The sequence below is a fragment of the Parazoarcus communis SWub3 = DSM 12120 genome (genome assembly GCF_003226565.1).
Taxonomy (GTDB): domain Bacteria; phylum Pseudomonadota; class Gammaproteobacteria; order Burkholderiales; family Rhodocyclaceae; genus Parazoarcus; species Parazoarcus communis.
Genome location: NZ_QKOE01000008.1, coordinates 1 through 9,753 on the forward strand (window position 1 = coordinate 1; position 9,753 = coordinate 9,753).

The 9,753-nt window shown below is 63.0% G+C and carries 9 protein-coding genes; 4 read left to right on the forward strand and 5 right to left on the reverse strand.

The window, feature by feature from the left end; genetic code table 11:
* Nucleotides 1–66: 66 nt before the first annotated feature.
* The 4 genes from DNK49_RS12445 to DNK49_RS12455 all read right to left on the reverse strand — a co-directional run bounded on the left by DNK49_RS12445 (nt 67) and on the right by DNK49_RS12455 (nt 2,760).
* Nucleotides 67–591, reverse strand: coding sequence for a hypothetical protein (locus tag DNK49_RS12445; RefSeq protein ID WP_110525012.1), 525 nt, complete (start codon nt 589–591; stop codon nt 67–69).
* A 157-nt stretch (nt 592–748) separates the two neighbouring features.
* On the reverse strand, nt 749–1,168 hold the full coding sequence (locus DNK49_RS24650) for a toll/interleukin-1 receptor domain-containing protein (RefSeq protein WP_243632348.1): 420 nt from the start codon (nt 1,166–1,168) through the stop codon (nt 749–751).
* A 463-nt stretch (nt 1,169–1,631) separates the two neighbouring features.
* Nucleotides 1,632–1,943, reverse strand: coding sequence for a hypothetical protein (locus tag DNK49_RS23930; protein ID WP_133255104.1), 312 nt, complete (start codon nt 1,941–1,943; stop codon nt 1,632–1,634).
* Between the two features lie 244 nt (nt 1,944–2,187).
* Nucleotides 2,188–2,760 (reverse strand): hypothetical protein, encoded by a 573-nt coding sequence (locus DNK49_RS12455; RefSeq protein WP_110525017.1) that lies wholly within the window; start codon nt 2,758–2,760, stop codon nt 2,188–2,190.
* A gap of 403 nt (nt 2,761–3,163) precedes the next feature.
* On the opposite strand from DNK49_RS12455, the gene DNK49_RS12460 reads away from it, so the two are divergent.
* From DNK49_RS12460 to DNK49_RS12475, 4 genes are all read left to right on the forward strand, one after another.
* The gene (locus DNK49_RS12460) at nt 3,164–3,688 is read left to right on the forward strand and encodes an RNA polymerase sigma factor (protein WP_110525254.1); all 525 of its coding nucleotides are present in this window, start codon (nt 3,164–3,166) and stop codon (nt 3,686–3,688) included.
* Nucleotides 3,689–3,768: 80 nt separating this feature from the next.
* A complete protein-coding gene (locus DNK49_RS12465; protein ID WP_110525019.1) occupies nt 3,769–4,932 on the forward strand; it encodes a FecR family protein in 1,164 nt (387 codons plus the stop codon).
* A gap of 125 nt (nt 4,933–5,057) precedes the next feature.
* On the forward strand, nt 5,058–7,451 hold the full coding sequence (locus DNK49_RS12470) for a TonB-dependent siderophore receptor (RefSeq protein ID WP_110525256.1): 2,394 nt from the start codon (nt 5,058–5,060) through the stop codon (nt 7,449–7,451).
* A 74-nt stretch (nt 7,452–7,525) separates the two neighbouring features.
* Entirely contained in the window at nt 7,526–8,986 is a 1,461-nt protein-coding gene (locus DNK49_RS12475) for a PepSY-associated TM helix domain-containing protein (RefSeq protein ID WP_207806968.1), read from the forward strand.
* A 90-nt stretch (nt 8,987–9,076) separates the two neighbouring features.
* Here the strand turns inward: DNK49_RS12475 and DNK49_RS12480 are convergent, their stop codons facing one another.
* Nucleotides 9,077–9,688: a DUF1294 domain-containing protein gene (locus DNK49_RS12480; RefSeq protein WP_110525020.1), complete on the reverse strand. Its 612-nt coding sequence runs from the start codon at nt 9,686–9,688 to the stop codon at nt 9,077–9,079.
* Nucleotides 9,689–9,753: the final 65 nt, after the last annotated feature.

The following is a 9,753-nucleotide window of genomic DNA, read 5'->3' on the forward strand; positions in this document are numbered from 1 at the left end:
CCTTGAACCTATCGGGTATATCCCGCCCGCAGAAGCTGAGGCAAACTACTACAGGCAGCTCGCCAGTCAGGCCGCGATCGCGACCTGACTTAAACCAACCGGCCTCCACGGAACCCGGGGCGATTCATACTGTGCAAGTTCGTTTGGATTGACGAGTAGAGTTCCGTCGAATCCGGCGCTGACGTAAATAATTGGAAGTTTGTTCTTGGCGAGTCCCTTCATCAGTGCAGCAGCGATGCCTGCCTCACCTTCGGACAGAACGAATGCTCTGTCGGTTACGGGGATGTCGCCATCCATGCCACCGCCAAGCCGATCTAAGGCTTGACGAATGAAGTAAGGCTTCTTGGGGGAAGGGAGGCGAACTGCTGTGTTCATCGCCTCACACGAAACCTGGATGCTCAAGAGGTGACGGTCTGGCGTCTTATGGGCGACGATCAATGTAGTCCATTCGAGCCCATGTTCAGTACGGCAGTACCGTACCCCCCCAATGTCGTAGCCTTGACCATTTGCTAGAGCAATCGTGACTTGCTCATTGGGGCCACCGACCGTCAGCTCTGCATCAACCGGTAGCTCGGCAAGTTCACTTGCCATAATCTCGGTATGGGGACTCCCCGAAATCCACGTGCACGCAAGGTGGACCACTTCTGAGACGGTTCGACTTGGGTTAATTGGAAATTCAGTGGAAAAGTTTGTAGTCATACGTCTACCACCTGGGAAAGAGGGCTAACGTTACGGTTAGAGCGCATACCTACTCGTCCAGTGTAACCAGCTCAGCCAGCTTGGCCGCAATGTCAGACATTGGTTCTTCTGCAGTGCTCAGGCCGCTGCGTGAGCCAAGCAAGGGGCTTACGTCGCGAAGGGTCTCATAAGTGGTGTCGTGCACGATGGGTACGAGTAGATCACGCGCCAAGAGTGCTGAAAGCTCTTTGTCAGCGATACCTTCCGCCTTTACGCGGCTTAGGAATGCAGGAGTTACCAACACAATACCGACTCGCGATTTCGCTAAGCCTTTGTCGATTTCGCGTAGTAGCGACGTACCAAGGAGCACGTCTTTTTCACTGAACCAAACGGAGACGCCTTTCGATTCGAGTAGATCGTGCAGCTCTTTTGCAGCCCCCTTACGATCGTCCCAAGCGTGACAGAGAAAAATGTCCCGTAGGTCGGGCACGGACGCCCGCCTTTCGACGTTTTCGCGTACCGGTGTAAGCGTCCGTACCTCGGAAGGCGTGTACATAACGGGTGAACTTGCCCTAGACCAGCGGGGTTTCGTGGTGCGGCCTGATCCGCCGCCACTGCTTCGGCTGCTCCCGCTACTACCACTGGCGCTACTGCCCCCATATGACAAGTACGGCGAGGATGGATATGGCGAATACGAGCGGTAACCACCATATCGGCTGCTACACGCTGGGCAAGCCGCTGCTGCGCTCGCTGTGCGGTGACCACGTACTGGTGCTGTGCATCTTGCCATTTTGAAAACCTCCTCAGAATTCGGTGTGCTCTAACGCTCGCGGTAAGCCGCGCCGGAGTGCGAAGCACGGAGGGCACCCACAAGCGGAGCTTGTGGGCGTTGGCTTGACCAACCAGTTAGGCCGCTGCGCGAAGTGGAGTAGGGCGGACTCATTGTGGATTGCCTACATTGAGCGTAACGTTTCTAAAAAATTGCCATATAAACCAACTAAAACGGGTTCGTGGACTCCATTTACCGCCAGGCCAAACAAGTTGAGTTCTTCGTCGTACACAATCTTGTATCCCTCACCCAAATTTGGGCCTTCTTCGAATACGAGCCAGAGGTCTTCCGGCTCGTTGTTGTTATGACTATTTAGGAAGCGTTTCTTCTTTGGTTCAAGGAGGCATTCCCTGAGAGGCCGGCCTCGCCAGTCAGTGAGCGAATCAGTGCTCTTGAGCTCTTCTGCAATGAGCCTAGAAAGTTCTTGCGGAGTCATTATCAAGAGGCCTAACTTTGTTTTCTGGCGACAACTTTGCCGCGTAACACCGGATTGCCGGATAACGTGTCCTGCAAGCTACTGTTTAAACTCAGAAATAACTCGAAACTCAGCATAACAAGACAGAAAAAGCAGCAGCCAACGACCTGCTGGGTTGATCCGACCCATCTGGCACACAGCCCGACAGCATGCCGCCTCGCCCTGATGGCCGCGATCCGAAAGCCCCGACCCACGCCATCCTCCATCAAAACCCACACTTCAACGCCCACATTTCATCTCCCACCCGCCTTCTGTCCTCCTTCAGCCGTTCCTGGCTTTTTGAGCTTTGCCCCCGGCGCGCGCTTTCATCAATCCTGGCCATCCGCTCTTCCAGTAACGCGCATTGCCTTGCGTGACGCTCGCCCAGGCTGCTGGTGCGGGCGATGAACCCGACCTGGCTGTGGTCGATGCTTGTTTCCGGCGGGCGTGCTTGTGGCGATGGGCTGGAGATCGATGGTGGGCTGACGACGCTGAAGGTGCCGCCGGCGACTGGTGCTTGCCGTGCCTCAGCCGCGCAGGCGCTGCGCTGGTAGGTCACCCGGCCTTGATGTTCGCAGCGCACCAGGGCCTGGTTCTGCTCGGTTGTGGCTGGTGGGGTGTGCGGTCTGGCGGATGGGGGGTTGGCCGCTTCGGTTGCGCCGTGTGTTGCGGTGGGCGATGGCGTGGGGGCAGGGGCGGTCTGGCGGGCGTCCCACCACAGAGCGGTGGCCAGCAGGGCGCCGATCAGCATGGTCAGGCTGATGGCCAGCGTGGTTTCCTGGATGGCGTTTCGGCTCATTCGGTCTGCCCTGCGGGTGTCTGTGTGCGTGTGTCCTGATGCAGTTGCTTGCGTATTGCATGCTTTGCCGATGACGACGCCGGCATCCGCCGGAATGCTGGCGGCGTGACGGGTGAAACGGCTCCATTCGCCTATCGTATGTCTTTTTTCTTTTTGTTACGTGTCGATTTGATCACGATTGTGTTTTTGGGGGGGTGAGGCGGGGAGGCGTTGGCGTGGCGTGGTGGGGCCAGCGGTGTGCCGATCGTGCGGGCAGTGGGGTGAAGCGGAGGGTGGATGGGTTGTCTGGGCGTTGCGTTGGAGGCGTGGATGCGCTCTATAATGCGAACAATTCTTATCCACATATTGCCTGTTGCCTGGGTCCGGGTGTGTTTGCGTTGCCGGCCGGTGGTGGGTGTTTGTCTTGTTCGCCACTTTGGGCCGGATCGCCTTGCTGACCCGCTACTATCGAGACCTGCTGAACTTTTGCCTGCGCAAGACGCGGGACCGGGATGCGGCTGCGGATCTGGCGCAGGAGAGCTTTACCCGCGTGCTGGCAATGCAGCGTGCGGGGCAGGTGGTTTTTGAGCCGGGGGCCTTGCTGCGGCAGGTGGCCCTGCGCGCCAAGATTGATCTGGACCGGCGTGCGATGGTGCGGCAGCACGAGGCGCTGGACGCCCTGGATGAGACCTTGCAGCCGGCTGCCAGCCCGCACCAGCAGCCGGAACAGGTTTATGCATCGTCCCGCGCCGTTCAGGCCTACCTCGATACCATTGATCAACTGCCGCCGCGTTGCCGTGAGGCCTTTACCCTGTATGTGTTCGACGACTTGCCCAACAAGGAGATTGCCGAGCGCATGGGCATTTCGCTCAGCATGGTCAATCAGTACATCAGCCGCGGCAAGCTGGCGTGCGCTGCCTGCCGGGATGCGCTTGAAAAAGATGACTGAGCGATTGATCCCCTGTTGTTTGCCGGGCTGTGCCGTGTGGGGTGCAGTTTTGCACCGGCTGGTGCGTCTTGTTGGATGAGATGAGCCCCTACACGCCCCCCCGCCCAGCCAGCCGCCCCCCGCTTGATGCGGAGGAGGAGGCGCGCGAGCTGGAGGCGTTTTTGCGTGCGCAGGATCCGGTGGATCTGGCGGCTGCAGACTGGCACATGCGCTGGGAGCAAGGGCTGGATGCCGAGGGCGAGCGCCAGTTGCAGGCCTGGCTGGCCGAGGCGCCGGCCCATGCGGCGGCGTTTGCGCGGCTGGACCGCAGTGCAACCGATTTGCATGCCATTGCGGTAGACCTGCGCCGGGCCGGGGCAGCGACTGCGCCCGTGCCTGCGCCCGTGCCTGCGGCGGAGCCGCCGCGTGCGGGCCGGCCCCGCTTTAGCGGGTGGCGGTTTGCCGGCTGGCGGGCGTGGCGACCACGGCTACCACGGCCGGCGTGGGTGGCCCTGTGCGGGATGGTGCTGCTGGTGCTGGGCCATGGGTGGTGGCAGTTGCCGGGTTTTGAGCAGGATTATGCGGTGGCGCGTGGCCAGCGCCAGAACGTGGCCTTGCCGGATGGCAGTGTGATGCACCTGGACGCACAGAGCCGCAGCCGGGTCAGCCTGTACCGCGACCGGCGCGAGGTACACCTTGCCGAGGGCCAGGCGATGTTCAGCGTGATGCCGGACCGCGACCGGCCTTTTCAGGTGCTGGCCGGGTCGGCGCGTGTGACCGTGGTGGGCACGCGGTTTTCGGTGCGGGTGGAGCCTTTGGGGGCGGATGCCGGTACCGTAAGGGTGGCGGTGGAGGAGGGCCAGGTGCAGGTGCAGGGCCAGGTGCAGGTGCAGGGCCGGCCTGTGCTTGCCGGGCACGCTCGGACAGAGACGGCCGATCTGCGTGCGGGCCAGGTAGTGGTGGTGGCTGCGGATGGAAGGGTGAGTGCGGTGGCGGCGGTGTCACCCGAAAACATCGCGCCCTGGCGCCAGGGCATGCTGCGCTTTGACAGCACGCCGCTGGCCGCAGTGCTGCAGGAGATGGAACGCTATGGCCCGACCGGGCTGGTGCTGGACGACCCGGCGCTGGGTGCCCTGCTTGTGGGCGGCAGTTACCGGATTGGCCGTGTCGATGAATTTGCCAGCGTACTGCCCCGCATTCTGCCGGTGCGCCTGGTGGCCGGGGCGGACGGCAAGACCCGGATTCTGGGTGCCGCGGATCGGTGAGCACCGCGGCGGGCCGCTGCAAAAAAAAAGTGTGTGGCTTGGGGGTGCAGTTTTGGAAAGGTGGTGCGTCTTGATGGGTATTGAAACTCGATTTCATTCTCTTTTAAGTGACGGACGACACCTTCATGCATCAGACGCCTTCCTTTTTTCGCCGGGCCCCGCTGGCTTTGGCGCTTTCGCTGACCTTTGCCTGGCCCCTGGTGGCGCAGGCCCAGACACCGGTTGACGACCGCGTCAGCCAGCTGGCGATTGCCGCACAGCCCCTGGGGGCGGCGCTTAACGCGCTGTCGGCTGCGACCGGTGTGCCGATTGCGTTTTCGCCGGAGTGGGTGGCCGGCAAGATGGCACCGGCGCTGCAGGGCAGCTTGCCGCTGGGTCAGGCCCTGGCGTTGTTGCTGGCCGACAGCGGGCTGGAGGCAGTACGCCAGGGTGAGACCATGGTGGTGCAGCCGCAGCGACCGCGCACCGAAACCACCTTGCGCAGCGTCGAGGTGGCGGCGCCGGCGGTGTATGGCGTCACCCAGAACCTGAGCGCCAAGGTGGGCGCGGGGGCCTTGGGCCAGGTGACGCAGAAGGACACGCCGTTTTCCAGCGCGGTGATCAGCAACGAGCAGATTCTGGAGCAGGCGTCGCAGAAGCTGGGCGAGCTGTTCATTCAGGACGCATCGGTGTCGGACAACAGCGGCACCTATACCGCGTGGGGCACTTACCTGACGGTGCGCGGCATGGAGCTTGACTGGCAGGGGTCTTACCGCATCGATGGCCAGCCGTTTCTGGGCTACACGGTGACGCTGCCGTACGAGCATTTCGAGCAGGTGGAGCTGCTGAAGGGGGCGACCGGTTTCATGTACGGGTTTGGCGCGCCCGGCGGCATGCTGAACTACGTCACCAAGAAGCCGACCGATGACACCACGCGCAGCGTCAGCCTGGGCTACAGCGCCAACAGCATTGCGCGCGGCACCGTCGATCTGGGGGGGCGCCTGGGTGAGGACGGCGCGCTGGGTTATCGCTTTACCGCCACCCATGAGGAAGGCGATACCGCCAACGGCGGCCCGCTGCGGCGCGATTCGCTGCTGCTGGCGCTGGATGCCCGTTTGAGCGAGCGCCTGAGCTGGGATTTTCAGCTGATCTACCAGGATCGTCTGGCGAAGGATACCGAACCCAGCATCACGCTGTTCAGCTACACCGATGGGCATCTGCCGGCCGAGATCCGCAATAGCGACAAGCTGGTGGGGCCGGGCAACTACATGGACAACCAGTTTGGCTTTGTCTCCACCGGCCTGCGCTATCGCCTGAACGCAGACTGGACGGCATCTACCCGCTTCAGCCAGAGTTATTCGCAAACGCGCCGCAACGAGTCGGTGCTGAACCTGCAGAATGCCGCGGGCGATTATGTCAATGACCGCTCCGACTATGGCGAGCGCTACCAGTACCGCTACTGGGATGCGATGCTGCAGGGGCGCAGTGTGCTGGGGGGCATGGCCCACAATATTGTGGCGGGTGTGTCGTGGCAGAAGCAGATGAACGACGATGCCCGCAACTGGGTGTACAACGCGGGTGCCGGCACCGGCAACCTGCATCAGCAGAACACGGTGGCGTACTACAGCAGCGGTTCGCTGGGCGACCTGGATCTGTACCGCTCCGCCGAGGTGACCCAGAAGGCGGTCTTTGCCAGCGATCGTATCGAGCTGGACCCGCGCTGGTCGGTGCTGGCGGGCGTGCGCTGGACGCATTTCGAGCGTCGCAGCTGGACCGCCGCCGGGGTGGCCAACACGCCTTACAAAGAGCCCGGCATCATCACCCCGACCGTGGCGCTGATGTACAAGCTGGCCGACGACAGCACGGCTTACGCCAGCTATGTGGAATCACTGCAGCAGGGCGGCACGGTGTCCAACAACCCCATCTACACCAATGCCGGCGAGGTGCTGGACCCGCTGGTCAGCAAGCAGTGGGAGCTGGGGGTGAAGAAGGACAGCACGCACTGGTCCGGCACCGCTGCGTTGTTCCGGGTGGAAAAAACCTCCGAGTATGACGAAAGCTGCGGGGTGTCGTGCCTGACCCGCAAGCAGAGCGGCAAGTCGGTGTTCCAGGGGCTGGAGCTGGGCGCCACCTTGCGCCTGAGCAGTCTGTGGAGCGTGGGCGGCAACCTGATGGCGCTGGATACCGAATACGCCTCCGGTAGCGACTACGAGGGCAAACGGGTGGCCGGCGCTCCCCGCCTTGTGGCCACCGCCCAGGTGGCGTACAGCGTGCCGCAGGTTGCCGGGCTGCAGTTGCGCCTGGGGGCGAAGTACACCGGCAAGACGCCGCTGCGCCCCGACAACAGCCTGGATGTGGATGGCTACACCCTGGTCAGCCTGGGCGCGTCGTACGACACCCTGGTCAATGGCCATGCCACCACCTTTCGCGCCAACATCAACAATCTGCTGGATGACAAGTACTGGATGTACCAGTACGCCAACTACATCAAGGCCGGCGAACCGCGCACGTTCAACCTGAGCGCAACCGTGCACTTCTAAGCACGCCTGCCGCGCGCGCCCCGGCCGCGTTCCGGCGGCGGGGTGTGCGCGGCGACCGATGGAGACTGCAAGACATGAAAGCCAGAACGGTGGCCGCCTGGTCGTGGATACACAAATGGAGCAGCCTGGTCTGTACCCTGTTCATGTTGCTGTTGTGCCTGACCGGCCTGCCGCTGATCTTTCATCACGAGATCGAGCACCTGGCGGGCGATGCGGTCAGCACCGCGGAGATGCCGGCAGACACGCCGCGCTTCAACCTGGATCAGCTGGTGGACAACGCCCGGGCCCGCTTTCCGGGCAAGTACGTGATGTATCTGAGCCAGGAGGAGGACGACAAGAGCTTCTGGTATGTGGCCCTGGCCGATCGCCTGGATGAAACCGAGAAGTTCGACGTGGCGGTGCTCGATGCCCGTACCGGCGAGCATCTGAAGGCGCCCGATTTCTATTCGGGTTTCATGTACTGGATGGCGCGCCTGCACATCGACCTGTTCATGGGGTTGCCCGGCATGTTGTTCCTGGGGTTCATGGGGCTGCTGCTGGTGCTGTCCATTGTGTCGGGCGTGGTGCTGTACGCCCCTTTCATGCAGAAACTGCGCTACGGCGAGGTGCGCCGGGCGCGGTCGCGCCGCCTGTACTGGCTGGACCTGCACAATCTGCTGGGCATTACCACCGTGGCCTGGGCGCTGGTGGTGGGCATCACCGGGGTCATCAACACGCTGGAAGAGCCCACCGTCAGCTACTGGCGCGAACATCATCTGCAGCCCTGGCTGGCGCAGTACGGCGACGGCGAGCCGCCACCGCCGACGCGCTTTGCCTCGCTGGATGCCGCCGTGCGCCAGGCCGAGGCCGAGCAGCCGGGCATGCAGCTGAGCTACATCGCGTTTCCCGGGGTGCTTGGCGGCACGCCGCATCACTACAGCATCTACCTGCAGGGCAGCACGCCCTTTACCTCCAAGCTGTACCAGCCGGTGCTGGTGGACGTGCTGACCGGCGAGAGTGCGGGCAGCGTGCCCCCGCCCTGGTATCTGCAGGCGCTATACCTGTCACAACCGCTGCACTTTGGCGATTACGGCGGCATGCCGATGAAGATTCTGTGGGCGGTGCTCGACCTGATCACCATCGTGGTGCTGGTCAGCGGTCTGTACCTCTGGCTGTGGAAGCCCGGCCGACAGGGCCGCCCGCTTGCCCGGCCGGATGTGTCCCCCGCAGGTGCGGCGGCGGTCGGTGGGGGTTACCGCAGCGCGCCCAGGCCGGCTGCTGCCCCACCCGTGTTCCGCATCCCCCTGCTGCTGGCCGGCCTGACCCTGCTGGGCCTGATTGCCGGCTTGCTGGGCGACGGCCTGCTGGACGGGCTGGCCTGGGCGGGCCTCGGCTTGCCCGTGTTGCTGGGGCTGCACAAGGCGCTGGGCGCGCACGGGAGGCGGCGAGGCAGGCAGGGTGATGACCAGGCGCTGGCGCGACCGGATGTACGTGCCGATGGCGGAGCAACTGACGGCTTGCGGCCGCCGGGGCCGGGCGTGCCGACGCAGCCTTGATGTTCAGGGGCACGCCCCGCAGCGTATGACGGGATAGGGGGGCGGCTGCGGGGTGGAAGGCGCCTGGCGCTTTACGGGTTGTGGCGCCGTTTAAATACCCGGGATGGTGCGCAGCATGTTTGCACCGGCAGGGGACAAGAGCCAGCCGAGGGCGCCACAGTTCAGGACGACAGTGATCCAGAATGTGGTCTGGAAGGAGGGCTTTGTCGACTTGTGTCGCAGCAGTCGCTGCGCAAGCAAGGCGCCGGGCCAGCCACCTATCAGCGCAAAAACATGCAGCGTGCTCTCGCGAGTGCGCCATTGATCGCGTTGTGCGGCGGATTTGTCGATGGCGTAGGCGATGAAGGCAATCAGACTGGCGCCTGAATAGAGCATGAGCACTGCAGCCGGCAGCCGGCCAAGGTGCACCGCCGCGCCAATCAGCAGCAGAAATCCGAAGGCAATGACAAAAGGCAGCTTGCTGCGGCCCCGCGCACGGGGCGGGGCGATCCGTGTGCCGACATAGGCGACGGTCCTGGCTTGCGCGCGGCCCTTGTCGTCGACCGCCAGTTCGTAAGTGACGAGTTCGTCACCTACCGGGCGCAGCTGCCGTCCGGAGAAGGCGTTGATGTGCAGGAAAACCTGGGCTCCACCACCATTGGGCGTGATGAAGCCGAAACCTTTGTCGTCGTTCCAGCGAGTGATTCGACCTTGATGGCGCATGGATGTCAGGTGCGTGTGAGTGATCCCGCACATCATAGTGGGTGGTTTTGTCTCGCACCCTGTCA

Bases quoted from the DNA above. Each gene is read 5' to 3' on its own strand.
- DNK49_RS12445 (WP_110525012.1), bottom strand. From the start codon at position 591: ATGGCAAGTGAACTTGCCGAGCTACCGGTTGATGCAGAGCTGACGGTC.
- DNK49_RS12465 (WP_110525019.1), top strand. From the start codon at position 3,769: ATGAGCCCCTACACGCCCCCCCGCCCAGCCAGCCGCCCCCCGCTTGAT.
- DNK49_RS12475 (WP_207806968.1), top strand. From the start codon at position 7,526: ATGAAAGCCAGAACGGTGGCCGCCTGGTCGTGGATACACAAATGGAGC.
- DNK49_RS12455 (WP_110525017.1), bottom strand. From the start codon at position 2,760: ATGAGCCGAAACGCCATCCAGGAAACCACGCTGGCCATCAGCCTGACC.
- DNK49_RS12480 (WP_110525020.1), bottom strand. From the start codon at position 9,688: ATGCGCCATCAAGGTCGAATCACTCGCTGGAACGACGACAAAGGTTTC.
- DNK49_RS23930 (WP_133255104.1), bottom strand. From the start codon at position 1,943: ATGACTCCGCAAGAACTTTCTAGGCTCATTGCAGAAGAGCTCAAGAGC.
- DNK49_RS12470 (WP_110525256.1), top strand. From the start codon at position 5,058: ATGCATCAGACGCCTTCCTTTTTTCGCCGGGCCCCGCTGGCTTTGGCG.